General features: G+C 73.0%; 22 protein-coding genes. 13 read left to right on the top strand and 9 right to left on the bottom strand.

Annotated features, from left to right (window positions below; genetic code table 11):
• Positions 1-6 precede the first annotated feature (6 nt).
• From NOCA_RS16655 to NOCA_RS16645, 3 genes are read left to right on the top strand one after another with little or no spacing between them, the layout of a single operon-like run.
• The gene (locus NOCA_RS16655; RefSeq protein WP_011756431.1) at positions 7-1,206 is read left to right on the top strand and encodes a nucleotide sugar dehydrogenase; all 1,200 of its coding nucleotides are present in this window, start codon (positions 7-9) and stop codon (positions 1,204-1,206) included.
• The gene (locus tag NOCA_RS16650; RefSeq protein ID WP_011756430.1) at positions 1,203-1,973 is read left to right on the top strand and encodes a glycosyltransferase family 2 protein; all 771 of its coding nucleotides are present in this window, start codon (positions 1,203-1,205) and stop codon (positions 1,971-1,973) included. Before NOCA_RS16655 ends, NOCA_RS16650 begins: the two co-directional genes overlap by 4 nt.
• On the top strand, positions 1,970-3,010 hold the full coding sequence (locus tag NOCA_RS16645; RefSeq protein WP_011756429.1) for an NAD-dependent epimerase/dehydratase family protein: 1,041 nt from the start codon (positions 1,970-1,972) through the stop codon (positions 3,008-3,010). Before NOCA_RS16650 ends, NOCA_RS16645 begins: the two co-directional genes overlap by 4 nt.
• Positions 3,011-3,034: 24 nt before the next feature.
• Here the strand turns inward: NOCA_RS16645 and NOCA_RS16640 are convergent, their stop codons facing one another.
• Positions 3,035-3,712, bottom strand: coding sequence for a class I SAM-dependent methyltransferase (locus NOCA_RS16640; protein WP_041546618.1), 678 nt, complete (start codon positions 3,710-3,712; stop codon positions 3,035-3,037).
• Between the two features lie 120 nt (positions 3,713-3,832).
• On the opposite strand from NOCA_RS16640, the gene NOCA_RS16635 reads away from it, so the two are divergent.
• On the top strand, positions 3,833-4,762 hold the full coding sequence (locus NOCA_RS16635; RefSeq protein WP_158305676.1) for a DUF3068 domain-containing protein: 930 nt from the start codon (positions 3,833-3,835) through the stop codon (positions 4,760-4,762).
• A 29-nt stretch (positions 4,763-4,791) separates the two neighbouring features.
• Here the strand turns inward: NOCA_RS16635 and NOCA_RS16630 are convergent, their stop codons facing one another.
• Positions 4,792-5,601, bottom strand: coding sequence for a class I SAM-dependent methyltransferase (locus tag NOCA_RS16630; RefSeq protein ID WP_011756426.1), 810 nt, complete (start codon positions 5,599-5,601; stop codon positions 4,792-4,794).
• A gap of 212 nt (positions 5,602-5,813) precedes the next feature.
• Here NOCA_RS16630 and rpsA point away from each other — a divergent pair, with 212 nt between their 5' ends.
• Positions 5,814-7,286, top strand: coding sequence for a 30S ribosomal protein S1 (gene rpsA, locus NOCA_RS16625; RefSeq protein WP_011756425.1), 1,473 nt, complete (start codon positions 5,814-5,816; stop codon positions 7,284-7,286).
• A 92-nt stretch (positions 7,287-7,378) separates the two neighbouring features.
• Here the strand turns inward: rpsA and NOCA_RS27610 are convergent, their stop codons facing one another.
• The gene (locus NOCA_RS27610) at positions 7,379-7,519 is read right to left on the bottom strand and encodes a hypothetical protein (protein WP_158305675.1); all 141 of its coding nucleotides are present in this window, start codon (positions 7,517-7,519) and stop codon (positions 7,379-7,381) included.
• Positions 7,520-7,555: 36 nt separating this feature from the next.
• On the opposite strand from NOCA_RS27610, the gene NOCA_RS16620 reads away from it, so the two are divergent.
• Positions 7,556-8,557, top strand: a complete 1,002-nt coding sequence (locus tag NOCA_RS16620; protein ID WP_238383359.1) for a GlxA family transcriptional regulator — start codon at positions 7,556-7,558, stop codon at positions 8,555-8,557.
• Between the two features lie 58 nt (positions 8,558-8,615).
• Here NOCA_RS16620 and NOCA_RS16615 read toward each other — a convergent pair whose 3' ends face one another.
• On the bottom strand, positions 8,616-9,917 hold the full coding sequence (locus NOCA_RS16615) for a class I adenylate-forming enzyme family protein (protein ID WP_011756423.1): 1,302 nt from the start codon (positions 9,915-9,917) through the stop codon (positions 8,616-8,618).
• Complete coding sequence (locus NOCA_RS16610; RefSeq protein WP_041546616.1) at positions 9,914-10,621, bottom strand: TetR/AcrR family transcriptional regulator; 708 nt, start codon at positions 10,619-10,621, stop codon at positions 9,914-9,916. Before NOCA_RS16610 ends, NOCA_RS16615 begins: the two co-directional genes overlap by 4 nt.
• A gap of 129 nt (positions 10,622-10,750) precedes the next feature.
• Between NOCA_RS16610 and NOCA_RS16605 the strand changes: the two genes are divergently transcribed.
• The gene (locus NOCA_RS16605) at positions 10,751-11,725 is read left to right on the top strand and encodes an NAD-dependent epimerase/dehydratase family protein (protein ID WP_011756421.1); all 975 of its coding nucleotides are present in this window, start codon (positions 10,751-10,753) and stop codon (positions 11,723-11,725) included.
• Here the strand turns inward: NOCA_RS16605 and NOCA_RS16600 are convergent.
• Positions 11,722-13,359, bottom strand: coding sequence for a methyl-accepting chemotaxis protein (locus NOCA_RS16600; protein WP_011756420.1), 1,638 nt, complete (start codon positions 13,357-13,359; stop codon positions 11,722-11,724). The two genes, NOCA_RS16605 and NOCA_RS16600, sit on opposite strands and share 4 nt — an antisense overlap.
• A 204-nt stretch (positions 13,360-13,563) precedes the next feature.
• Between NOCA_RS16600 and NOCA_RS27835 the strand changes: the two genes are divergently transcribed.
• From NOCA_RS27835 to coaE, 3 genes are read left to right on the top strand one after another with little or no spacing between them, the layout of a single operon-like run.
• Positions 13,564-15,891: a hypothetical protein gene (locus NOCA_RS27835; RefSeq protein WP_041546615.1), complete on the top strand. Its 2,328-nt coding sequence runs from the start codon at positions 13,564-13,566 to the stop codon at positions 15,889-15,891.
• A 45-nt stretch (positions 15,892-15,936) separates the two neighbouring features.
• Entirely contained in the window at positions 15,937-16,341 is a 405-nt protein-coding gene (locus tag NOCA_RS25945) for a hypothetical protein (protein WP_011756418.1), read from the top strand.
• Positions 16,342-16,376: 35 nt separating this feature from the next.
• Positions 16,377-16,967, top strand: a complete 591-nt coding sequence (gene coaE, locus NOCA_RS16585; RefSeq protein ID WP_011756417.1) for a dephospho-CoA kinase — start codon at positions 16,377-16,379, stop codon at positions 16,965-16,967.
• A 13-nt stretch (positions 16,968-16,980) separates the two neighbouring features.
• Here the strand turns inward: coaE and NOCA_RS16580 are convergent, their stop codons facing one another.
• Entirely contained in the window at positions 16,981-17,940 is a 960-nt protein-coding gene (locus NOCA_RS16580; protein ID WP_011756416.1) for a sigma-70 family RNA polymerase sigma factor, read from the bottom strand.
• A 163-nt stretch (positions 17,941-18,103) separates the two neighbouring features.
• Positions 18,104-20,284, bottom strand: a complete 2,181-nt coding sequence (locus tag NOCA_RS16575; RefSeq protein WP_011756415.1) for a S9 family peptidase — start codon at positions 20,282-20,284, stop codon at positions 18,104-18,106.
• 23 nt (positions 20,285-20,307) lie between these two features.
• Between NOCA_RS16575 and NOCA_RS16570 the strand changes: the two genes are divergently transcribed.
• The 3 genes from NOCA_RS16570 (at position 20,308) to NOCA_RS16560 (ending at position 22,873) form a co-directional block, all read left to right on the top strand.
• Positions 20,308-21,003 carry a 5-oxoprolinase subunit PxpA gene (locus NOCA_RS16570; RefSeq protein WP_011756414.1) on the top strand — a complete coding sequence of 232 codons (696 nt, stop codon included), beginning with the start codon at positions 20,308-20,310 and terminating at the stop codon, positions 21,001-21,003.
• A 377-nt stretch (positions 21,004-21,380) separates the two neighbouring features.
• Positions 21,381-21,980: a 5-oxoprolinase subunit B family protein gene (locus NOCA_RS16565; RefSeq protein ID WP_140404221.1), complete on the top strand. Its 600-nt coding sequence runs from the start codon at positions 21,381-21,383 to the stop codon at positions 21,978-21,980.
• The gene (locus NOCA_RS16560; protein WP_011756412.1) at positions 21,977-22,873 is read left to right on the top strand and encodes a biotin-dependent carboxyltransferase family protein; all 897 of its coding nucleotides are present in this window, start codon (positions 21,977-21,979) and stop codon (positions 22,871-22,873) included. Before NOCA_RS16565 ends, NOCA_RS16560 begins: the two co-directional genes overlap by 4 nt.
• Here the strand turns inward: NOCA_RS16560 and NOCA_RS16555 are convergent.
• Positions 22,818-24,149: a DNA polymerase IV gene (locus NOCA_RS16555; protein WP_011756411.1), complete on the bottom strand. Its 1,332-nt coding sequence runs from the start codon at positions 24,147-24,149 to the stop codon at positions 22,818-22,820. The two genes, NOCA_RS16560 and NOCA_RS16555, sit on opposite strands and share 56 nt — an antisense overlap.
• Positions 24,150-24,299 lie beyond the last annotated feature (150 nt).

Raw genomic sequence — 24,299 nt, 5'->3', positions numbered from 1 at the left:
AGCAGCGTGGCAGATCAGTTCGACTTCGACGTCTGCGTCGTGGGTGGCGGCGGGCACGTCGGGTTCCCGTTGGCGGTCGCGTTCGCCTCCCGGGGGCTCCGGGTGGCGGTCTACGACGTGAACGCGGCGGTCGTCGCGACCATCGCCTCCGGACGCGCCCCGTTCCTCGAGCCCGGGGTCCACGCACCGCTCGCCGACGCGATCGCGTCGGACCGTCTGGTCGCGACGACCGAGCGCGAGGTCGTCCGCCGGGCCGAGCACGTCGTGATCGTGGTCGGCACCCCGGTCGACCAGTACCTCAGCCCCGACCCCGAGGCCGTGCCGCGGGTGGTCGGGGAGCTGGAGGACCTGCTCGTGGCCGGACAGCTGGTCGTGCTCAGGAGCACCGTCTTCCCCGGGGTGACCCGCCGGGTCGAGCAGCTGCTCGCCGGCAGCCACCCCGACGTCGACCTGGCCTTCTGCCCCGAGCGGATCGCCGAGGGCCGGGCCATGACCGAGCTCTTCACGCTGCCGCAGCTGGTGGCTGCGCGCAGCGACCGGCCGATGCAGCGTGCAGCGGCCCTGTTCGGCAAGCTCACCGACACCGTCATCGAGCTGGCGCCCGAGGAGGCGGAGCTCGCGAAGCTGTTCACCAACTCCTGGCGCTACATCAAGTTCGCGGCCGCCAACCAGTACTACATGATCGCCAACGACCTCGGTCTCGACTTCGCCCGGATCCGCGACGCCATGACCACGGACTACCCCCGCTCCGCGGACCTGCCGGGCGCGGGGTTCGCCGCCGGCCCCTGCCTGTTCAAGGACACCATGCAGCTCGCCTCGGTCACCGGGGGCGCCTTCGCGCTCGGCCACTCCGCGATGCTCGTCAACGAGGGCCTCCCCGACTACCTCGTCCGCGGGATGGAGCAACGCCACGACCTCCCGGCGCTCACTGTCGGGATCCTCGGCATGGCGTTCAAGGCCGAGAGCGACGACCGGCGCTCCAGCCTGTCCTACCGGCTCAAGCGGGTGCTGTCCTTCCGCGCCGGCCGCGTCCTGACCACCGACCCCTACGTCGCGGACGACTCCGACCTCCTGCCCCTCGAGCGGGTGCTGTCCGAGGCCGACCTGCTCGTGATCGGGGCGCCGCACGCGGTCTACCGGGACCTCGAGCCGGCGGTCCCGGTCGTCGACGTGTGGAACCTGCTCGGAATGGGGTCGGCCCTGTGACGCCCACCGCCGTGTCCGTGATCGTCCCGGCCTACCACGAGGATCAGGGCATCGGACGGGTGCTCGACCGGCTGATCGACGCCATCACTCTCGACTTCGAGGTGCTCGTGGTCGTCGACGACGAAGAGGACCCCACGGTGGCCGCCGTCCGTGAGCACGTCCCGGACGATCCTCGCGTGCGGACGCTGGTCAACACCTACGGGCGTGGCCCCGCCAACGCGATCCGCTACGGCATCGACGCGGCTCGCCACCCGGTCGTCGTCGTGACGATGGCCGACGGGAGTGACGACCCCCGGATGATCGACCCGCTCTCCCGGCTCGTCGAGCGGGGCGTCGTCGTCGCCGCGGCCTCGCGCTACTCGCCCGGCGGCCAGCAGGTGGGCGGGCCGATCCTCAAGGGCATGCTGTCGCGCACCGCAGGCCGCACGCTGGGGACCTTCGCTCGCGTCGGCACCGACGACGCCACCAACAGCTTCAAGGCCTTCGACACCGACTTCGTGCGCGAGGTCGGCATCCACAGCCGGAGCGGCTTCGAGATCGGGCTCGAGCTGACGGCGAAGGCCCGGCGGTTGCGCCGCCCGGTCGCCGAGCTGCCGACGATCTGGCTCGACCGCACGGTCGGAGAGTCCAGCTTCGACCTCAGGGGCTGGATCCCCAAGTACCTGCGCTGGTACCGCTTCGCCTTCGGTCCAGAGCTCACCGTCGAGCAGGTGCGCGCCGAGGGTGCGAGGATCGCTGCTCGCAACGACAGGAGGGGACGTCCGTGACCGAGGGAGCGGGCCAGCGGGTCCTGGTGACCGGGTCGGCCGGGTTCATCGGCGGCTATGTCGTGGAGGACCTCCTCCGTCGTGGGTACGCCGTGACCGGGATCGACAACTACTCCAAGTACGGTCCGGTCACGAAGTCCTACGACGACCATCCGGCGTACCACTTCGTCGAGGGCGACGTGCGCGACCTCGAGCTGATGGCCGACCTCGTCGCCGACTGCGACCACCTCGTCGCGGGGGCGGCCCTGATCGGCGGGATCTCCTACTTCCACACCTACCCCTACGACCTGCTCGCGACCAACGAGCGGATCATCGCGGCCACCTGTGACACCGCGATCCGGGCGATGCCCGCCGGCCGGCTGCGCAAGGTGACCTATCTCAGCTCCTCGATGGTCTTCGAGTCCACGGACCGATGGCCGTCGAAGGAAGGCGACGAGCGGGTGATCCCGCCGCCGCTGTCGTCGTACGGCTTCCAGAAGCTCGCGGTGGAGTACTTCGCCCGCGCGGCCTGGGACCAGTACCGCGTCCCCTACACCATCGTCCGCCCGTTCAACTGCGTCGGGGTGGGGGAGGGCCGCGCGCTCGGCGACGTCGAGATCCCGAGCGGCAACATCAAGCTCGCGATGAGCCACGTGGTCCCGGACCTGATCCAGAAGGTGCTCCGGGGCCAGGATCCGGTGCACGTGCTCGGCGACGGCAGCCAGGTGCGGCACTACACCTACGGTGCGGACCTCGCCGAAGGCATCATCCGCGCGATGTCGTCCGAGCGGGCGCTCAACGACGACTTCAACCTCTCCACCGCCCGGTCGACCACCGTGCTCGAGCTGGCCGAGCTGATCTGGCGAAAGTGCCATGGGCCGGACCGCCCGTTCGCGGTCGTGAGCGACGAGCCGTTCGAGCACGACGTGCAGCGTCGCGTCCCCGACGTCACCAAGGCCGAGGAGGTCCTCGGCTTCCGGGCCACCACCACGCTGGACGAGATGCTCGACGTGGTGATCCCGTGGGTGGCGCAGGCCCTCCAGGACGGCCTGATCTGACGAGGGTCCGACCGGGCTGCCGGGTCAGGGCCGCCGGCCGACGACCAACATCTGCTTGCCGAGGACCCGCCAGGCCGGGCGGCAGCGCAGGTAGCCGCGTACCATGAACGGCCGCACCTCGAACCGGGCGTCCTTGATCGTGTACGGCAGGAACCTCCCGATCCGCTCCTCCACCCGGTAGCCCGTGAGCTCGAGGGCCTCGGCGACGCTGAGGTCTGTCAGCGGCAGGTGGTGGTCGAGGTAGTCCCAGTAGCGGCCGGGCAGGTGCCGGATGTTGGGCATCAGCACGACGAGACGCCCGCCGGGCCGGGTCACCCGGTGGCACTCGCGCAGGGTCGACATCAGGTCGGCCTTGGTCGGCAGGTGCTCGAAGAAGTTCGAGGTGAACACGGTGTCGACGACGCCGTCCGGCAGCGCACCGAGGTCGTCGGACCGCGTGGTCAGCACCTCGACGCCGACGGCGGCGTGGGTCGCGGTGTCGGGGTTCAGGTCCACGGCGATCCGCCGGCCCGCCGCGACGGCGTTCACGAACTCACAGCTGCCCGCCCCCAGGTCGACGACCGTCCCGTCCGGTGGGACGTAGCGCTGGAAGACGTCGCGGACCAGCACCTCCCACAGGATCCGCTTGCCGGCGAGCTCGCGCTCGTCGAAGCGGTTGCGGTAGATCGCCGGCAGGTCCTCGCCGGCGGGGCCGTCGGTCATGGCAGAGGACACTAGCCGCACCCCTCGGGCAACAAATCGGGGCCGAGTGTGACGGACGCCGCATTTCTACCCGCGGGTACTGCTACGGTGCACCGGATCGCATCATCCTTGGGAGGGGACGTGAAGCGTAAGTGGCTCGGCAGGGTGCTCCTTGCCGTGGGCGCCTTCCTGCTCGTGGCCGGGGTGCTCGCCACGGTCTGGGCGCCCGGCGTCGTCAAGAAGACGCCCCTGGACGTCAACCAGGTGACCCACCTGTCGGGCACGGTGCAGAAGCTCGATCCGCTCACCGGTGACTTCGAGGAGAAGCCGGTCAAGGTCCAGAGCATCACCAAGACCGACTCCGAGCACTCCGACGGCGACATCGTCAGCTGGGTCCAGACCACCTGTGTGGTCATCGACGTCAACGACGCACCCGACTGTGTCGACGGCGACGACGAGCGCCTGGTGTCCGCGAGCACCGACGTGTTCGCCACCGACCGGGTGACCGCGCTGGCCGTCAACGACAGCGACTACCTCCCCGCCGACGCCACGCCGCACGACGGCGTGATGAACAAGTGGCCCTTCGATGCGGAGAAGACCACCTACCCGTTCTGGGACGGCACCGCCGGCCACGCCATCGACGCCGTCTACGACCGCACCGAGACGCTCGACGGCATCGAGTGCTACGTCTACAAGGCCTCCGTCACCGACGCCCCGATCCAGATCGCCGAGGGCATCGACGGCACCTACGACAACAACGTCGAGATCTGGGTCGAGCCCAAGACCGGTGCGATCCAGCAGCAGACCCAGGACCAGCAGCGCTACCTGACCGACGGCACCCAGGTCCTCGACCTGAAGATCGGCTTCACCGAGGACCAGATCAAGGCGTTCGCCGACGACGCGAGGACGAACATGCGGACGCTGGCCATCCTCCTCGTCTGGCTGCCGGTCGTCGGGTTCGCGGGCGGTGCGCTGTGCGTGCTCGCCGGGCTGGCGTTGCTGCTCACCGCTCGCCGTGCGGCCACCGGTGGCACGACCGCGAGGCGCGAGATGGCGAACGCCGCGAGCTGAGCTCGTCTCCCGCGACCATCGGGTCGGGCTCAGCCGAGCCGGGCCCCGAAGATCGCGGTGCCCGGGGTGTACCGGCCCCGGGTCCGTGACCAGCCACCCCACACCCGGTCGTGGTCCTCGGGCCACTCCGGCTCGAGGAGGTCGGTGATCGAGAAGCCGTGCCCGGCCAGCAGCGCCACCCAGTCGCCCAGGGTCCGGTGGTGCTCGACGTACGACACGACGCCGGTGGCGTCGTCGACCTCGACGTACGGCGTGCGGTCCCAGTAGGACTGGCTCGCGACCAGGCCGGCCTCGGTGGGGTCGTCGGGGAACATCCACCGGGTCGGGTGGGTGATCGAGAAGGCGTAGCGGCCGCCGGGGCGGAGCACCCGCGCGGTCTCGGCGACCGCGTCGGCGATGTCGCTGACGAACTGGAGCGCGCCGAACGAGGAGAACACCACGTCGAAGGAGTCGTCGGCGAACGGGAGCGCGGTGGCGGTGCCAAGCACCGACGGGACCGGGACGCCGGTGTCCAGGTCGATGCGGCGCGAGTGCTGGAGCTGCCGGAAGGAGAGGTCGAGCCCGAAGGCGCGGCCGCCCTGGCTGCGCACCCACCGCGAGCACTGGCCGGCGCCGGAGCCGACCTCGAGCACGTCGCGGCCGGTGACCTCGCCGAGGACCTGCGCCTCGGCCTCGGTCAGGCCCTCGGGCCCCCAGACGAAGCCGGTGTCGCCGAGGAACTCCCCGTGGGTGGACTGGTACTCGTCGGCGTAACGGTCCCAGTCCGGGCCGTTGGCCCGGCGGGACTCGTCCTCGGTGACCGGTCGACGCTCGACCCGCACCGGAGGATGGTTCTCCACGCTCGGAGCGTAGTCCCCAGCCCGCGCGCGGCCGGGTCGTGGTCGCTCGGTTGGACGAACTTCTCGCGCCCCGCGTACTCTGGAGGCTGCGCCGGAGGTCTGCCCGGGTCCCAGACGGAGCGGACACGCGCTCGCTATCCATCCCATGGTTGGTGAAATCGACCTTCGACGTGCCCGCACGACTCCTATCCACCCAAGGAACAACCTCCCTTATGACGAGCACGATCTCTGTCCTTCCGGACTACGACGCACCGCAGGTCGCGGTCAACGACATCGGGTCCGAAGCGGACTTCCTCGCCGCCATCGACGAGACGATCAAGTACTTCAACGACGGTGACATCGTCGCCGGCACCATCGTCAAGGTCGACCGCGACGAGGTCCTCCTCGACATCGGCTACAAGACCGAGGGCGTCATCCCCTCGCGCGAGCTGTCGATCAAGCACGACGTCGACCCGTCCGAGGTCGTCGCGGTCGGCGACGAGGTCGAGGCCCTGGTCCTCCAGAAGGAGGACAAGGAGGGCCGCCTGATCCTGTCCAAGAAGCGCGCCCAGTACGAGCGCGCCTGGGGCACGATCGAGCAGGTCAAGGAGGAGGACGGCGTCGTCGAGGGCACCGTCATCGAGGTCGTCAAGGGCGGCCTGATCCTCGACATCGGCCTGCGCGGCTTCCTGCCCGCCTCGCTGGTCGAGATGCGTCGCGTGCGCGACCTCCAGCCGTACGTCGGCCAGACCCTCGAGGCCAAGATCATCGAGCTCGACAAGAACCGCAACAACGTGGTCCTGTCGCGCCGTGCCTGGCTCGAGCAGACCCAGTCCGAGGTCCGCCACGGCTTCTTGACCCAGCTCCAGAAGGGTCAGATCCGCAAGGGTGTCGTCTCCTCGATCGTCAACTTCGGTGCGTTCGTGGACCTCGGCGGCGTCGACGGCCTCGTGCACGTCTCCGAGCTGTCCTGGAAGCACATCGACCACCCCTCCGAGGTCGTCGCGGTCGGCGACGAGGTCACCGTCGAGGTCCTCGACGTGGACATGGACCGGGAGCGGGTCTCGCTGTCGCTCAAGGCGACGCAGGAGGACCCCTGGCAGCACTTCGCCCGGACCCACCAGATCGGTCAGATCGTGCCGGGCAAGGTCACCAAGCTGGTGCCGTTCGGCGCGTTCGTCCGCGTCGAGGAGGGCATCGAGGGCCTGGTGCACATCTCCGAGCTCGCCGAGCGCCACGTCGAGATCCCCGAGCAGGTCGTCCAGGTCAACGACGACGTGATGGTCAAGATCATCGACATCGACCTCGAGCGGCGCCGGATCTCGCTGTCGCTCAAGCAGGCCAACGAGACCGCGACCGCGGCCGACGTCGAGGACTTCGACCCCACGCTGTACGGCATGGCGGCGACCTACGACGAGCAGGGCAACTACGTCTACCCCGAGGGCTTCGACCCCGAGACCGGCGAGTGGCTCGAGGGCTACGAGGAGCAGCGCGCGGTCTGGGAGGACCAGTACGCCAAGGCGCACGCCCGCTGGGAGGCGCACGTCAAGCAGCAGGCCGAGGCCGCCAAGGCCGAGGTCGAGGCCGGCGAGGCGACGTCGTACTCCAGCGGCGGCACCGACACCGACAGTGCCGAGACCGGCGGCTCGCTCGCCTCGGACGAGGCGCTGCAGGCTCTGCGCGAGAAGCTCACCGGCGGCAACTGAGCGCCGCCCGGCGGAGCGTCCGACGACGCTCAGCCCGACCTGAACAGCATGAGGGCCCGCCCCGGGACGACCGGGGCGGGCCCTCGTGCCGCTCAGGACCGGGTGAGGAAGCCGGGGTCTTCGGGGTGGGAGAGCGGCGGGCGCTGCGGACCGCGCCCGTCGCGAGCGATGAGTCGGACGGTGGCGACACTGGTCACCACCACGGCCAGGAGGACGATCAGCAGGAGGGTCATGGCAGTAATCATGCGCCCACTTCTTTCCTGCCACGAGTGGCAGAAAAGACGCTGTGCATTGATTTCCTGCCAGTTCTGCGCGAGGCTGGGCGGGTGCACAAGGTCGCGGTCGTGGTCCAGGACGGTGCGGAGCCCTTCGGGCTCGGCTCGTTGGTCGAGGTGTGGGGGGAGCCGTACCACCCCGAGGACGACAACCCCGTGTTCGACTTCCGGGTCTGCACCCCCCGTCCGGGTCGGGTCCGCGGGCGCTCCGACTACGACCTGGTCGTGGAGCGCGGGCTCGAGGCCACCGAGGACGCCGACCTGGTCTGCCTGAGCCCGAAGTACGAGTTCCTCCGGCACGACCCGGTCGTGCTGGACGCGGTGCGCGCGGCGTACGACCGCGGCGCGATCATCTACGCGCACTGCTCGGGTGTCTTCGAGCTCGGCGCGGCCGGGCTGCTCGACGGGCGCGAGTGCACCACCCACTGGCGCTACACCGACAAGCTGGCCGCGCTGTACCCGGCCGCGGACGTCCGTCCCGACGTCTTGTACTGCCACGACGGGAACGTCCTCACCGGTGCCGGTGCGGCGGCCGGGATCGACGCCTCGCTGCACCTGGTGCGCGAGCAGTTCGGGGCGCGGACGGCGGCGGCGACCGCGCGGCGGATCGTGGTGCCGCCGCACCGCGACGGCGGGCAGGCCCAGTTCATCGCCCGCGCCGTCCCCGACTGCGAGGCGGAGACCCTCGGCCCGCTGCTGGAGTGGATCGTCGACAACCTCGGCGAGGACCTCGGCGTCGAGGCGCTGGCGCGCCGCAACCACATGTCGCCGCGCACCTTCGCCCGGCGGTTCCGCGCCGAGACCGGCACCACCCCGCACTCCTGGGTGACCCGCCAGCGGGTGCAGGCGGCCGAGGAGCTGCTCGAGCGCACCGACCACTCCATCGACTGGATCGCCGACGAGGTCGGCTTCGGCAACGCCGCGACGCTGCGCCACCACTTCGGCCGGGTGCGCGGGCTCAGCCCGCAGCAGTACCGCCGGCGCTTCGCCGGCTAGCCGCGTCTCGCGTGTCGCCCACGGGGTTGGTCGTCCGACGGTGTGGTTGCGGTCGGCGCTAGGCCCCGGGCCGCCTCTGGGTCAGCTGGTCTCGCAGGACTTTCCCCGTCAGGGTTCTCGGCAGCTCGTCGAGGTGGTGGTACTCCTTGGGGCGCTTGGGCGGTGCCAACCGGTCGCGTGCGAACGCGTCGAGGTCGGCCGCGGTGGCGGTGCCGACCACGGCGGCGCACACCCGCTGGCCCCAGCGCTCGTCGGGGACGCCGTACACCGCGACGTCCTCGACGCCCGGGTGCTCGCGCAGCGTGTTCTCCACCTCGAGCGGGTAGACGTTGACGCCACCGGTGATGAGCAGGTCCTCGCGGCGCCCGTCGAGGTAGAGGTACCCGTCCGCGTCCAGCCGGCCGAGGTCGCCGACGGTGAAGGCGCTCCGCCCGTCAGGCAGGGCGCGCCAGGCGGCCGCAGTCTTCTCGGGGTCGCCGAAGTACTCGAAGCGCGCGTACGGCGGGACCGCGCACCAGATGGTGCCGTCGGGGTCGACCTCGAGCGTCCGGCCGGGCCGGGCCCGCCCGACCGTCCCGGGGCGCTCGAGCCACTCCTCGCTGCGGCAGGCGGTGAACTGCCCCTCGGTGGAGCCGTAGAACTCCCAGGTCGACCCCTGCGGGAACACCTCGATCAGCCGGCGCTTGAGGTCCGGCGGGCAGGGGGCGCCGGCGTGCGCGACCAGCCGGAAGCAGGACAGGTCCGGCCAGCCGTCGCCCGAGTTGGCGAGGTCGTCCCAGTGCGCGAACAGGCGCTGCAGGTGGGCCGGGACGCAGAACATCGTCGTGGGCCGCTCGCTCCGGATCGCCGCGGTGATCCGGGCCGGGTCGAAGGCCCCCGGGGCTACCGCCCGCCCGCCCGCCAGCACCGTGCCCATCGCGAACCGCAACGGTGCGGAGTGGTACAGCGGGCTGAGCACCAGGTTCACGTCGCTGTCGGTGAAGCCCCACAGGTCGCGCTCCTCGGCTACGAGGGCGGCCGCGTCGTCCTCCGAGAGCAGCCCGCTGTAGACCCCCTTCGGGGTGCCGGTGGTGCCGCTGGTGACGTGCATCGGGCGGGCCCGGGGGAGTGCGCGACGGAACCGGGCCGGGGTGTTCGCGACCATCGCGGCGACCTGCTCGGCACGGTCGACGACCAGGTCCGGGTCGAGGGTGGCCAACAGCCGGTCCCGTTCATACGCCGTGAGCCGCGGGTCCAGCGGGATCGGGAACATCCCGGCCGCCAGCAGGGACATCACCAGGTCCAGGTAGTCCAGGGAGCCGGGCACCAGCAGGGCGACCCGGGACCCCTCGCGCAGCTCGACGTGGTCCGCGGAGCTCACGCTCCCAGCCCGAGGTCGTCGGCGAGCTGGGCGACGGCCTGGGCGAAGTGGGCGTCGTAGTCGTCGATCCCGCGGTACATGTGGCCGAACAGCTCGAGGCTGACGTGGCCGAAGATCGTCGACCAGGCCATCAGCCAGCGGACCAGCTGCTCGTCGGGGACCGGCGTCTCGAGGATCGACCGGACGCCGCCGAGGGCGCGCCGCTCCTTGGCGCCGGCCGGCCGGGTCGCCGCACCCGGGCGGCGGCCCGCCGCCGCCGACTCCTGGGCCAGTCGCAGGAAGGCCCCGGTGACCCGGGCCGCCGCCGGAACCGTGGTGTCCGGTGCGACGTAGCCGGGGACGGGGGAGCCGTAGAGCAGGGCGTACTCGTGCGGGTGGACGCGCGCCCAGTCGTGGACCGCATGGCAGACGGCTGCGAACCGCTTCGCGAGGTCGGGTCGGCGGCGTACGCCGGCGTCCGCTGCCTCCACGGCCGCCCCGAGCTCGTCGTACGCCTCGACGATGAGCGCGGTCAGCAGGTCGTCGCGGCTCGGGAAGTAGCGGTACACCGCGGAGGAGACCATCCCGACCTCGCGCGCGATCGCCCGCAGGGACAGCGCCGCCGGGCCGACCTCGGCCAGGTGCTTGCGGGCCGTGTCCTGGATGGTGCGGGTGATCTCGACCCGGGCGCGATCGCGGGCGGTACGGGGAGCCGGCTGCGTCATGGCCCGATCGTCGCGCACTCGGAGAGCATTGGCAACAAACGAGAGCGGCGCTCTTGCGTCGGTTCACGAGGTGTGCCAGTCTGGAGGCAAGCGAGAGCGGTGCTCTCGAAACAGGCCTGAGGAGGAACCATGTCCGAACTCCACGTGATCGTCGGCGCCGGCCCGGTCGGCCGCGCGACCGCCGTCCAGCTGGCCTCGGAGGGCCACGACGTGCTGCTGGTCAGCCGGTCCGGTGCCGGCCCGGCCATCGGCGGCGTGCGGCGCGCGGCCGCGGACGCGGCCGACGCCGAGCGGCTGACCGAGCTGACCACCGGCGCGGTCGCGCTCTACAACTGCATCAACCCGCCGTCGTACGACGTGTGGACGACGTACTGGCCCCCGGTCGCCGGCGCGTTCCTGGAGGCGGCCGAGCGCACGGGCGCGACGCTGGTCACCGCGTCCTGCCTGTACGCGTACGGTCCGGTCGACGGGCCGATGGTCGAGGGCCTCCCGGACGCGGCGACCGGGACCAAGGCGCGGGTCCGGGCGATGATGTGGGCCGACGCCCTGGCCGCCCACGAGGCCGGTCGGATCGCGGCGGTGGAGGTGCGGGGGTCCGACTACGTCGGGCCGTGGGTCACGAACGCGCACATCCCGCAGGTGACGGCGCGCGCGCTGTCCGGCAAGAGCGTGCGGGTCTTCGGGAGTCCCGACCAGCCGCACTCGTTCACCGACGTGCGGGACATGGGCCGGGCGCTCGCGGCGGTGGCGCAGGCACCGGGCACCTGGGGCCGGGTCTGGCACGCCCCGACGAACGCGCCCCGCACCCAGGCCGAGACCGTCGCGGACGTGTGCCGGGCCGCGGGACGCGAGCCGGTCACCGTCCGGCCCTGGCCCCGGGCGCTGCTGTCCGTGGGCGGTCGCTTCGTGCCGGTGCTCCGGGAGCTGCGGGAGACCGTCTACCAGTTCGAGCGCCCCTACGTGCTCGACTCCGGCGCGATCGCCCGCGAGCTCGGCCTCGAGCCGCTGCCGTGGGCTGAGGTGTGCCGCGCGACCGCGCAGGGCGCCGACCCGGTGGTGGCGCCCAGCGCGGCCGCGACGTCCTCGCCCCCGACTGAGGGCTAGTAGCGGAACTGCCCGACGAGCTGCTGCATCTTGGCCGCCATCCGGGCCAGCTCCTCGGCGGCCTGGCTGGTGCTCTCCGCGGCGACCGTCGTGTCGGAGGCGGACCGCGCGACGCCGGTGATGTTGTCGGCGATGTCGGTCGAGCCGAGCGCTGCCTCGGAGACGTTGCGCGACATCTCGTTGGTGGTCGCGGTCTGTTCCTCGACGGCCGAGGCGATCGTGGTCTGGGCGTCGTTGATCTGGGCGATGATCCCGGAGATCTGGCTGATCGCCGCGACCGCGGCCTCGGTGTCGGTCTGGATCGTCTCGATCCGGCGGCTGATGTCCTCGGTGGCGCGGGCGGTCTCCTGGGCCAGCTCCTTGACCTCGTTGGCGACCACCGCGAAGCCCTTGCCGGCCTCGCCGGCGCGGGCGGCCTCGATGGTGGCGTTGAGCGCCAGCAGGTTGGTCTGCTCGGCGATCGAGTTGATCACCTTGATCACGTTGCCGACCTCGGAGGAGGACTCGCCGAGCTTGGCCACCGTCGAGTTCGCCGAGTCGGCGACCCGGACGGCGTCGGCGGCGACGTTCGCGGCGCTGGTGGCGTTCTGGGCGATCTCCCGGATCGACGCCGACATCTCCTCGGTGCCGGTGGCGACGGTCTGCACGTTGCGCGAGACCTGCTCGGCCGCGCTGGACACCACGCCGGCCTGGGTCGCGGACTCCTGTGCCGTCCCGGACATCTGCCCGGACACGCTGGACAGCTCCTGCGAGGCGGACGCCAGGGTCTCGGCGTTGCCGGCGATGTCGGACATCGCCTCGGCGAGCTTCTCGCTCGCGACGTTCAGCGCGGTGGCCATCTGACCGACCTCGTCCTTCGTGTCGAGGTCGAGGTGCTGGGCCAGCTCGCCCTCGGCGAGCGCGCGCAGGGCGGTCGCCGTCTGGTCGATCGGCCGGGTGATCCGGCGGGCCACGAACAGCGAGAGGGCCAGGGTGAGCAGCAGGCCGATCCCCAGGGCGATGTAGACCATGGTGCGCGCGCTGGTGTACGTCGAGCGTGCGTGCTCGACCGCGGTGGCGGCCTCGCCATTGATCATGTCCTCGAGGTCCGTGAGGGTCTGGCCGAGCGCGGCCGCCAGTGGGGCGACCTCCTTCTGGCGCAGCGCGTCGAGCTGGTCGAACTTGCGCTCCCGGGCGAGGGTGAGGACCTCGCCACCGGCGAGCTCGGTGTAGGCGTCCCAGTTGGCCCGGAAGTCCGCCATCATCTGCATGTCCTCGGGATCCAAGTCCTTCTCGAACGTCGCAAGGGCGGCGTCGACTGCGTCGATGTCGGCCAGGTAGGCGTCGTGGGCGGTACCGTCGCTGGTCTGCTGCTGATCGCTCAGCCCGTCGATCCGGGTCTGCAGGAAGGCCTCGCGCACCGCATTGGCGTGGTCGACCGGCTTCAGGCCCTCGGTCTCGATCGCGGCCGCCTCGTCGGCGATCTTGCCCATCTGGATGATCGCGAGCTGGCCGATCGTGCCCGCGAGCACGATGCCGATGAGGGAGACGGCGAGCACCTTGGTGCGCAGCCGACGGTTGTCGAACCAGTGCAGCAGACGCAGGCCGGAGCGTGGCGGCGCCGGGCGCTCGGTCTGGGCGGTGGACGTGGACATGTGGCGAGCTCCTCGCATCTGGGCCGCCTGGCGACGGTCGGTCTTCTGGATCGCCCGAGATCGCGACTGGTCACCCCCGCAGGCCCTCCGTGTCGCCGAGGTCCCGATCGGCGGACTGAGACGCCGTCTTAATCCGCGTGCGCCAGATCACAGTCCCGGTGCGGCGGCGGTTGATCAGCGGTCCGCCAGGGCACGATGTGCGGCATGCGAAGGCTGCTCGCCGTCTCGGGCGCACTCCTCACCCTGGCGCTCGGCCCGGCGGGGCCGGCTCCGGCACTCACCCCGCTGGCGCCTGCCGACGAGCCCATCTGCTCGGGGGACCCGGTCTTCGACGCCGCGGGAGTCCTCGACGACGCGCGCATCGAGCGCGCGGCCGCCGCGTTCGGCGACGGGATCGTCGTCAAGGTGCTCAGCTACCGCAGCACCGACGGGCAGGACCTCTACGACCGGATCCGCGACGAACGCGAGCGGTGCGCGGGCTGGGGCTTCCGGCCAGGTCGCGGCGAGTCCCTCCTCGTGCTGGCGGTCGCGACCGAGGACCGGCGGCTCGCCAGCCACTACGACGGCCGGGCCATGGACCGGTTCGAGGCGGCGCGCGAGCACGCCGAGGTCGACGGCATGGGCGCGAGCTTCGGCAACGCCCGCTGGACCCGCGGCATGGTCGACGGCCTGGCGATCTACGCCCGTGCGTACGCGCGCGGCTCCGGTGGCGGCCCGGACTCCGGGGTCGGCGCGCCCGCGACGGCCGGGCCGGGACCGAGCGGGACGCCGGAGGAGGGTGTCGAGGCGTCCGGATCGGCCGGGCCGTGGCTGCTCCTGCTCCCGGCGGCGCTGGTCGCCGGGGCAGCGGGCTGGGGCGGGCTGGTGCTCGCACGCCGACGTCGGGCCAGGCGCGCGGCGCGGGCGGCGCTGGGGGTGGCGACCGACGACCTGGCCGCCGCGTGGCTCGAGGTGGAGGAGGGGAGCGAGTACGTCCACGCGCGGGTCGCCTCGCTGCCCTCGGTCGACGACGCGACCCTCAAGCAGATCCGCGCCGCCCACCAGACGGCCCGAGCCGGGCTCGAGCACGCGACCGCGGCGTACCTCACCCTCGCCCAGACCTACGACGTCACCCGGGTCCCGCAGCTGGGAACGGACGAGGCGACGGCCGGCGTCGGCCCGGTGACCGCCGTGGCGGCCGACCTGCGCGCCGCCCACGCCGAGCTGGCCGAGGTCGAGGCGGCGGTGACCGGGTTCGAGAGGCTCCGTGACGACCTCCCGGAGCAGATCGGCACGCTGCGTGGCGCGGCCGGGCGCCTGACCGGGCTGTTGGAGCGGCGGCGCGCCGACGGCTACCGCACCGCAGACCTGGACGGGGCGCCGGGCGCGGCCGAGCAGGCCGCTCGTGACGCGGAGACGCTGGGCCGCCAGCTCCGCTTCGGCGACGCCGCGCTCCGCCTCGCGACGGCCGCCGAGGCGGTCGGCGAGCACTTGGCCTGGTTGGAGGGACTCGACGGCTACCGAACGGCGTTGGCCACCGACCTGGCCGCCCTCGAGGCCCGCCGGGCCGGCCTGGACGCCGCCATCGCCGACGCGCGGGTGACGCTCGAGCACCTGGAGACGACGTACGACTCCTCCTGCGTCGCCGGCGTGCGCGACCGGGTCGAGGCCGCGGCGCTCGGCCGCGGGCAGCTGGACGGCGAGCTCGCGGCGATCCGCGGGGATGCCTCGATGGCGACCCAGGAGTTCCGGCGGGCGCGGGAGCGGATCGCCGCCGCGGCTCAGGCCGCGGACCGGATCACCACCGACGCCGCCACCGCCGGGGAGCGCGAGCGGGAGCTGACCGAGCTGACCGCCCGGCTGCCGCTGACCGCGCAGCGCCTGGCGGCCGACGCCGCCGGCGTCGGCGCCCGGATCGAGGCCAACGCGACCGCGATCTCCTACCTCGACGTGGCGCTCCCGGTCGCCGAGCTCGAGGCGGAGGCGACCCGGCTTGGTGAGCGGGCCCGAGCGCCGAAGGCGCCGCTGCTCGCGGTGCGCGCCGACCTGGACACCCTCGGCCGGCGGATCGTGGAGAGTGCGGGGGTGGTCGAGGCGGTCATCGCCGCCTACGAGGACGCCCAGCGCCTGCTGACGGCGGCGGCCGCGGCGGCCGCCGACGCCCGCGACGAGGTGGACCGCGCGGACGTCGGCCGCGCCGCCCGCGCCACCCTCGCCGAGGCGGAGGAGGCACTGGCCCGAGCCGAGTCGGCCGACGCCCTGGACGCCGTGCGACGAGCGGCCGAGGAGGCGCGCGACCTCGCCAACGACGCCGCGGCCCGCGCCCGCCGCGACGGGCGCGAGGCCGAGCAGCAGCGCGCGGCCGCGCGCCGCAGGTCGGCGGGCGGGTCGTTCTTCGGCGGGGGCGGCGGTGGGTTCGGCGGCTTCGGCGGGGGACGGGGCGGCTTCGGCGGCGGCGGGTCCGGGGGCTTCGGTGGCGGTGGTGGCTCTCGGGGCTTCGGCGGCGGGGGTGGCTCCCGGGGCGGCGGCGGAGGCGGGTCGCGCGGCTTCTGAGCCGGTTCGCCTGACGGGGGCCTCCAGATCGGGGAGGCTGTGCGGATGAACCTGCCCCGGGTCGTCGTCGCCGTCCTGCTCCGCTCCCTCGTGATCGTCGGGGTGACGGCGGCCTACGTCGCCGCCGTCGCCCGCAGCGAGACCACCGACGCGCTCGGCGCCGGGCTGCTCGCGTTCCTCATCCTGGTCACGATCGCGTTCGTCTGGGCGGTGGTCGACGGCATCCGGCGCGGCCTCCTCGAGGCGTTGCTCACCTGGCTCCTCGCCTCGGTCGTCGCGGGGGTGGGCATCCCGGTGGCGCTCGCCCTCACCGACGACCGGGACCTGGCCGCAGAGGTGGGCGACGGGGCAGTCTTCTTCGCCGTCCTCCTCGTGGTGCCCGCCCTGCTCGGTCTCTCGGTGGGTGGCCTGGTGCACCGGCTCCGCGACCGCTCGGAGGTCGCCGCCTGACCGACGCGTCGCGGCGGCTCGGGCAGGATGACCCCATGCGAGTGGGACTCACCGGCGGCATCGCCTCGGGCAAGAGCACGGTGTCGGCGATCCTGGCCGAGCTGGGCGCGGTGGTCATCGACGCCGACCGGCTGGCCAGGGAGGTGGTCGCGAAGGGCACGCCGGGCCTGGAGCAGGTGGTGGCCGCCTTCGGCCCCGAGATCCTCGCGGCCGACGGCGAGATGGACCGGGCGGCGGTGGGCCGGATCGTGTTCGCCGACGAGCGCAAGCGCAAGGTGCTCGAGGCCATCGTGCACCCGCTGGTCTTCGAGCGGTACGCCGAGCTCGAGGCGGCCGCCCCCGTCGACGGGATCGTGGTCCACGACATCCCGCTGCTCGCGGAGTCCGGCCGGGTCGCGGACTTCGACGCGGTGATCGTCGTCGACGCGCCGCACGAGACGCAGGTCGACCGGCTGCTCCGCGACCGGGGGATGACGCGCGCGGATGCCGAGTCGCGGATCGCCGCCCAGGCCACCCGGGAGCAGCGCCGCGCGATCGCGACGTACGTCATCGAGAACACCGGGACGCGCGAAGACCTCCGCCGGCGGGTGGCGGAGGTCTTCGAGCAGCTGCGCGTAGGCAGCTAGTCAGGCGGCCAGATCAGGCCGCGAGGTCCGGGTCGCCCAAGCGGCGGAGCTTCTGCAGCGCCTCGCGTTCGAGCTGGCGCACCCGCTCGGCGGAGATGCCGTGCTTGGCGCCGATGTCGGCGAGCTTGTGCTGGCGCCCGTCGACCAGTCCGTAGCGCGAGCGGATGATGTCCGCCGCGCGGTCGTCGAGCTTGCCGACCAGGCTGTTGAGCCGGTCGCGGGACTCGACGTCGATGAAGTTCAGGTCCGGGCCCGGCGCGGTCTCCTGGGCCATCAGGTCGCCCAGCGAGGTGTCGCCATCCTCGTCGACGGGGGAGTCGAGGCTGACGTGCTCGCGGCCCCAGGCCATCAGGTCCAGGACCCGGTCGACCTCCATGCCGAGCTCCTCGGCGATCTCGCGCGGCTCCGGCTCACGGCCCAGCTTGCGCTCCAGGGTGCGGCGCGCGCCGCCGACCTGGTTGAGCTCCTCGACCACGTGCACCGGCAGCCGGACCACGCGGGCCTGCTGGGCGATGCCGCGGGTGATCGCCTGGCGGACCCACCAGGTCGCGTAGGTCGAGAACTTGTAGCCCTTGGTGTAGTCGAACTTCTCCACCGCGCGGATCAGGCCGGTGTTGCCCTCCTGGATCAGGTCCAGCATCGGCATCTGGGCACGGCCGTACTTCCGCGCGATCGAGACGACCAGGCGCAGGTTGGCGGTGATGAACGTGTCGACGGCCTTGCGGCCCTCCTCGGCGAGCCACTCCAGCTCCTCGGCGGTGGCCGTCATCGGCGCGCCACCCTTCTTGCGGCCGACCCGGCCCTCGGCGAGCAGGTGCTCGGCCATCAGGCCGGCCTCGATCGCCTTCGACAGCTCCACCTCGGAGGCGGCGTCGAGCAGGGGGTTGCGGGCGATCTCGTCGAGGTACAGGCCGACGCTGTCGCGGCCCTCGATCTCTCGAGTGCCTGCGCTGACGGCGGTGCGTACAGCCATGGTCGCCCTCCTATCTCACGTGGGCAGCGCTGTCGCACTCCCACACGTCACGTACAACGTCCACGGTGACCAGGGGATTCCCCAGCCAAACCTCGGACCTTCACCCCGAATGACGTGTGAGCGGGCCGTTGAGTTGCGTCGGCGGCGTACTCTCAGGGACTTCTCAGGGGATCTCGGGGCTGCGGACCCCGCCCGGGCGGTCCGCGAGGCCCATCCGGTCGAGCATCCAGGCGAGCGCGAAGGCGCGGTCGTGCCAGGCCTTGTACCGTCCGGACACCCCACCGTGGCCCGCCGCCATCTCGGTGCGCAGCAGGAAGTCGCGTCGCCCGACGGCGGTCGCCCGCAGCCGCGCCACCCACTTCGCGGGCTCCACGTAGAGCACCCGGGTGTCGTTGAGCGAGGTCTCCGCCAGGATCGGTGGGTAGTCCACGGCGGCCACGTTGTCGTACGGCGCGTACGACGCCAGGTACTCGTACACCTCCGCGTCGGCCTCCGGGTTGCCCCACTCGTCGTACTCCGGGACGGTCAGCGGCAGGCTCGCGTCGAGCATCGTGGTGAGCGAGTCGACGAACGGCACGCCGGCGACGATGCCGCCGAACAGCTCGGGTGCCTGGTTGGCGACCGCGCCCATCAGCAGGCCGCCGGCGCTCGCGCCCTCGGCGACCAGCCGGTCGGGGGTGGTCCAGCCCGTGGCGACGAGATGCCGGGCGCACGCGACGAAGTCGGAGAACGTGTTCTGCTTGCGCATCAGCTTGCCCTCGTCGTACCACCGCCGCCCCATCTCGCCCCCGCCGCGGACGTGCGCGATGGCGAACGCGGCCCCGCGGTCGAGCAGGGAGAGGCGGGCGATCGAGAAGTACGGGTCCATCGACGTCTCGTAGGCGCCGTACCCGTAGAGCAGCACCGGCACGGGTCCGGTGCCGCCGCCCACGTCCTCGCGCGCCCCGCGCTTCGCGACGATGGAGATCGGCACCCGGGCGCCGTCCTCGGCGGTCGCCCAGAGCCGGTGCTCCTCGTAGTCGGCAGGGTCGTAGCCGCCCAGCACCGGCGCGCGCCGCAGCAGGGTCAGCTCGCGGCTGCGCACGTCGTAGTCGTAGACCGACGACGGCACCGCGAGCGAGGTGTAGCCGAGCCGGACCACGGGCTGGGCGAAGTTGGGGTTGCCGGCGGTCCCGACGGTGAAGATCTCGCGGTCGAACTCCACGAGGTAGTCGTCGCTGACGCCGGCGTCGTCGAGCTCGAGGATGCGCAGCTGGGTGAGGCCCGCACTGCGCTGGTGGACCACGAGGTGGCCGGCGAACGCGTCGACGTCCTCGAGGCGTACGGCGGGGTCGTGGGCCACCAGCGGCCGCCACTGCTCCGCGGGGGTCGGCCGGACCGGCGCGATGCCGAGCTCGAAGTCGGGCCCGGTGTGGTTGTGCAGCACCAGGAAGACGTCCTCGCCGGCGAGCACCGCGTGCTCGAGGGAGTACTCGAGTCCCTCGCGCCGCTCGGCGAAGACCCGCCAGCCCGCGTCCGGGTCGTCGGCGTCGAGGAACCGGTACTCCGAGGTGCTCTTCGAGCCCGAGGCGATCACCAGGAAGCGGTCGCTGCGGGTCCGGCCCACCCCGACCCAGAAGCGGCCGTCGGTCTCGTGGTGGACGAGCTCGTCCTCGTCCTGGCCGGTGCCCAGGCGGTGCCGCCAGATCTTGTCGGCGCGCCAGGTCTCGTCGACGGTCGTGTAGTAGAAGCTCTCGCCCGCGCGGTCCCAGGTCGCGCCGCCGAGGGCGCCGGTGATCTCGTCGGTGCGCAGTTCGCCGCTGTCGATCTCCAAGACCCGGATCGTGTAGCGCTCGTCGCCGACGACGTCGGTCGCGTAGGCCAGGAGCGTGCCGTCCGGGCTGACCGAGGAGCCGCCCAGCGAGAAGAACTCATGGCCCTCGGCGAGCGCGTCCAGGTCGAGCAGCACCTGCTCACCGGGGAGCGCCGGCTGGTCCGGGCGGGTGTCCTCCGCGGGCTTCGGCGGCGCCCAGTCCTCAGCGTCGGTGACCGGGACCCGGCAGCTCGCGCCGTACTCCTTGCCGGCGAACGAGCGCCCGTAGTACCAGTAGCCGCGGTTGCGGGTCGGCACCGACAGGTCGGTCTCGCGGGTGCGGGCCTTGATCTCCTCGAAGATCGCCTGGCGCAGGTCGGCGAGGTGGGCGGTGCGCTCGCGGGTGTAGACGTTCTCGGCCTCGAGGTAGGCGATCACCTCGGGCGCCTCCTTGGCGCGCAGCCACTCGTAGTCGTCGACCCGCTGGTGGCCGTGGTGCTCGGCGGTGGTCGGGCGACGCTCGGCGACGGGTGGGACGAGGGAGGGCTGCATGGCCGCGACGATAGCGTCGGGCCATGGCGCGACCCCGGATCGACCTCAACGCCGACCTCGGTGAGGAGATCACCGACGACGCGGCGCTGCTGGCCGTCGTGACGAGCGCGAACGTCGCCTGCGGCTACCACGCCGGCAGTCGGGCCGTGATGCGCGCGGTCTGTGCCGAGGCGGTCCGGCGCGAGGTCAGCCTGGGCGCCCAGGTCTCCTACGACGACCGCGAGAACTTCGGGCGGGTCCCGCTCTCGGTGTCCTACGACGTGCTCCGCGAGCACGTCGCCGACCAGGTCGGCGTGCTCTCCGAGATCGCGACCGCCGAGGGCACCGCGGTCCGGTACCTCAAACCGCACGGCGCGCTCTACCACCGGGTGCTCGACGACGAGGTGCAGGCCCGGGCGGTCCTCGACGGATCCGGTGGACTGCCCGTGCTGGGGATGCCCGGCGCGCTGCTGCGGCTGGCCGAGGCCGCCGGCCGGGCGGTGTTCCGCGAGGGCTTCCCCGACCGGGGCTACGCCGCGGACGGTCGGCTGCTGCCGCGCTCGGCACCCGGCGCCCTGGTCGAGGACACCGACCGGGTGGTCGCGCAGGCGGTGGCGCTCGCGGCGCGCGTCGACTCGGTGTGCCTGCACGGCGACTCGCCCGGCGCGGTGGGCCACGCGCTCGCCGTACGGCGGTCGCTGCAGGATGCCGGCTTCACGCTGCGCTCCTTCGTGACCTAGCGGGCGTCGAGGCGAGCCCGTCACCCACAGGTTGGTCCACAGGTCTGGACCGGGTCCTGTGCACAGCGTGCTCGAGTGGTGGATAGCGGGGCGCCGCCTGTGGAGGAACCTGTGGGTTCCGCGGAGGGTCTTGCGGGGTGCCGGCGGTCTCCCGTAGAACTCTCCTACTGATCCACCGCTTGCGGAGGGTCGGGGATCGGACAGGAACGAAGATCCGCACCGCGAGGCAACTCGCGGCGCCGGCCCGGTGACGGGGACGGCGGGGTCGGAGGGCCGGTTCGGTCGACCGGGCGTCACCGTCTCCGGTCGAGCCGAGGGGCTCCTGGTGCTCATACCACCGGGAGCCCCTCACCCATTTCCCCGCCATGCTGGATCTCATGCCTGTGCAGCTGCGTCCCTTCGGCGACACCGCCGCTCTCGCCGAGGTCGGCGACGCCACGACGGCCCTCGCCCTGGCCACCTGGGCGCGCGCGAGCGGCCTGGCCGCGCTCGAGATCGTGCCGGCCGCGGAGACGGTGCTGTTCGACGGCGTGGCCGATCTCGGCGCGCTCGCGGCGGCGCTGGCGTCCTGGTCGCCCTCCGACGCGCGGCCGGACGGAGTGCTGGTGGAGGTGCCGGTGACCTACGACGGCCCCGACCTGGCGGCCGTGGCCCAGGCGTGGGGCACCGACGCCGAGGGAGTCGTGCGCCGCCACTCCTCGACGGAGTACGTCGCGTCCTTCTGCGGGTTCGCCCCCGGGTTCGCCTACCTGGCCGGGCTGCCCGCGGAGCTCGCCGTACCCCGTCTGGAGTCGCCGCGCCCGCGGGTCCCCGCAGGGTCGGTCGGCCTGGCGGGACCGTGGTGCGGTGTCTACCCGTCGGCGTCACCCGGCGGCTGGCGGCTGCTCGGCCGCACCGACGCGGTGTTGTGGGACCCCGACCGGGAGCGGCCGGCGCTGCTCGCCCCCGGCACCCGCGTCCGGTTCGTGCCGGCATGAGCACGCACCCGAGCCTGCACGTGCTGGCGGCCGGGCCGCTGACGCTGGTCCAGGACCGGGGCCGGTCCGGGCTGGCGCACCTCGGCGTCCCGCGGGCCGGCGCGCTCGACGCGCCCGCGGCCGCACTGGCCAACCGGCTGGTCGGCAACGACGCCGACGCCGCGGTCCTGGAGGTCGTGCTGGGTGGGCTCGAGGTGCGCGCCGAGACCGCCTGCTGGGTCGCGGTCACCGGGGCGCCGGCCCCGTTGGAGATCGACGGCGCGGCACGCGGGCACGGCCGGGCCGAGCGGCTGCCCGCCGGCGCGACGCTGCGGCTGGGCCGGCCGCGGACCGGTGTGCGGACCTACCTGGCGGTCGCCGGCGGGATCGCGGTCGAGCCGGTCCTCGGGTCGCGCTCCACCGACACCCTCGCGTGGGTCGGGCCACCACCCGTGCTGCCGGGCGCGACCCTCCCGCTGGGTCCGCCGCACACCGTGCCGCGCCCCCTGGACACCCCGCCCGCGCACCGGCCCGCGCCGCTGCGGGTGGCCCGCGGGCCCCGGGCCGACTGGTTCGCGAGCGACGCGCTGGACGTGCTGTGCGGCTCGGCGTACGTCGTCGAGGCGGACTCGAACCGGGTGGGGCTGCGGCTGGCCGGGCCCGCGCCGGCCCGGGTGCGCACCGGCGAGCTGCCCAGCGAGGGCATGGTGCTCGGCGCGGTGCAGGTGCCGCCGAGCGGCCGGCCGGTGGTGTTCCTGGCCGACCACCCGCCGACCGGCGGCTACCCGGTGCTGGCCGTCGTGCACCCCGACGACCTGTGGCGCTGCGCGCAGCTGCGGCCGGGGGAGCCGGTGCGGTTCAGCCCGGCTCCTCCTCCGGCTCCTGCTCCGGGCGCGGCGGTTCCCAGGCGGTGAGCTCGGGGTCGTCGGAGGGGTAGCTGCGCACCGGGCCCGGCGGGGTCTCGGCGGTCTCGAACCGCACCGTGACCACGCCCCGGCCCGATCCCCACACCCAGCCGCGGCCCATCTCGGTGTGCACGACGTCCATGCCGGGGGCCCAGGTGCGACGGGAGTGGTGGGGGACCTCGAGCTCCGGCAGGTCGACCTCCTCCTCGCCGGTCTCGCCGAACAGGTCCTCCTGGATCCAGTCGGCGAGCCCCGAGACGCCGACGCCCAGCAGGCGCACGCCGCCGGAGGTGTCGAGGTCGGCCAGCAGCCCCCGCGCGAGCCGGGCGATGGTGCCGGCGCCGTCGGTGGGGGAGGCGAGGGTGGTGGACCGGCTCAGGGTGGTGAAGTCGTGGAGGCGCACCTTGATGGTCACGGTGCGCCCGGACAGGCCGTGCTTGCGCAGCCGGCCGGCCACCTCGCCCGCTTGGCGGGTCAGCAGCCCCTCCATCAGGCGCCGGTCGGTCAGGTCGGTGTCGTAGGTGCCCTCGACGCTCACCGACTTGGCCTCCCGCTCGGCCACGACCGGCCGGTCGTCCACGGCGCGGGCCAGGTGGAAGAGCCAGTGCCCGCTGGCCTTGCCGAGCAGCCGGACCAGCTCGTCCTCGCTCACCGTCTCGAGGTCGGCGACGGTGTGGATGCCCACCCGCCGCAGCCGCTCCGCGGTCGCCGGGCCGACGCCGGGGATCACGGTGACCCGCATCGGCCGCAACAGCTCCAGCTCGGTGCCGGGCGCGACGACGACGAGGCCGTCGGGCTTGTCCAGGTCGCTGGCGACCTTCGCGACGAACTTCGAGGTGCCGATGCCGACCGACGCGGTCAGCCCACCGGTCACCTCGCGGACCCGGGCGCGCAGGTCCTCGGCGAACGCGGTGACGGTGGGCACGGCCAGGTCCGGGAGGCCGGCCTGCTCCAGGTCGACGAACGCCTCGTCCAGCGACAGCGGCTCGACCAGGGGCGAGACGGCCCGCAGCACCCGCATCACCTGCGCGCTGGTGTCGCGGTAGGCGTGGAAGCGGCCGCTGAGGAACGCGGCGTGCGGGCACCGCGACCGGGCCTCCCGGGTGGACATCGCGGAGTGCACGCCGTACCTGCGCGCCTCGTACGACGCGGTCGCAACGACGCCTCGGCCGCCGATGCCGCCGACGACCACCGGCTTGCCGCGCAGCGACGGCTTGTCGCGCTGCTCGACCGCTGCGAAGAACGCGTCGAGGTCGAGGTGGAGCACCGACGCATCCGCACGCACGGGCGCAACGTACCTCCTCCCGCCGACCGACCCGCTCACCCTCCACAGCGAGCGGCGCGACCGGGTTCCCCACAGGCCCGGTCCGGACCGGCCCCGACCGTCGGGGATCGCGGGGAGGTTCGACCCATGACTTCTTCCACCGCCATGACC

Source organism: Nocardioides sp. JS614, from assembly GCF_000015265.1.
Classification (GTDB): domain Bacteria; phylum Actinomycetota; class Actinomycetes; order Propionibacteriales; family Nocardioidaceae; genus Nocardioides.
Note: the sequence above shows the minus strand (reverse complement) of the source record. Positions and strands in the feature narration are given on the sequence as shown.

What these genes read in the sequence shown, in the direction of transcription:
- NOCA_RS25945 (WP_011756418.1), top strand. Translation starts at nt 15,937, where the DNA reads ATGAACCTGCCCCGGGTCGTCGTCGCCGTCCTGCTCCGCTCCCTCGTG.
- NOCA_RS16600 (WP_011756420.1), bottom strand. Translation starts at nt 13,359, where the DNA reads ATGTCCACGTCCACCGCCCAGACCGAGCGCCCGGCGCCGCCACGCTCC.
- NOCA_RS16560 (WP_011756412.1), top strand. Translation starts at nt 21,977, where the DNA reads ATGAGCACGCACCCGAGCCTGCACGTGCTGGCGGCCGGGCCGCTGACG.
- NOCA_RS16605 (WP_011756421.1), top strand. Translation starts at nt 10,751, where the DNA reads ATGTCCGAACTCCACGTGATCGTCGGCGCCGGCCCGGTCGGCCGCGCG.
- NOCA_RS27610 (WP_158305675.1), bottom strand. Translation starts at nt 7,519, where the DNA reads ATGACCCTCCTGCTGATCGTCCTCCTGGCCGTGGTGGTGACCAGTGTC.
- NOCA_RS27835 (WP_041546615.1), top strand. Translation starts at nt 13,564, where the DNA reads ATGCGAAGGCTGCTCGCCGTCTCGGGCGCACTCCTCACCCTGGCGCTC.
- NOCA_RS16575 (WP_011756415.1), bottom strand. Translation starts at nt 20,284, where the DNA reads ATGCAGCCCTCCCTCGTCCCACCCGTCGCCGAGCGTCGCCCGACCACC.
- rpsA (WP_011756425.1), top strand. Translation starts at nt 5,814, where the DNA reads ATGACGAGCACGATCTCTGTCCTTCCGGACTACGACGCACCGCAGGTC.
- NOCA_RS16610 (WP_041546616.1), bottom strand. Translation starts at nt 10,621, where the DNA reads ATGACGCAGCCGGCTCCCCGTACCGCCCGCGATCGCGCCCGGGTCGAG.
- coaE (WP_011756417.1), top strand. Translation starts at nt 16,377, where the DNA reads ATGCGAGTGGGACTCACCGGCGGCATCGCCTCGGGCAAGAGCACGGTG.
- NOCA_RS16580 (WP_011756416.1), bottom strand. Translation starts at nt 17,940, where the DNA reads ATGGCTGTACGCACCGCCGTCAGCGCAGGCACTCGAGAGATCGAGGGC.
- NOCA_RS16565 (WP_140404221.1), top strand. Translation starts at nt 21,381, where the DNA reads ATGCCTGTGCAGCTGCGTCCCTTCGGCGACACCGCCGCTCTCGCCGAG.
- NOCA_RS16570 (WP_011756414.1), top strand. Translation starts at nt 20,308, where the DNA reads ATGGCGCGACCCCGGATCGACCTCAACGCCGACCTCGGTGAGGAGATC.
- NOCA_RS16640 (WP_041546618.1), bottom strand. Translation starts at nt 3,712, where the DNA reads ATGACCGACGGCCCCGCCGGCGAGGACCTGCCGGCGATCTACCGCAAC.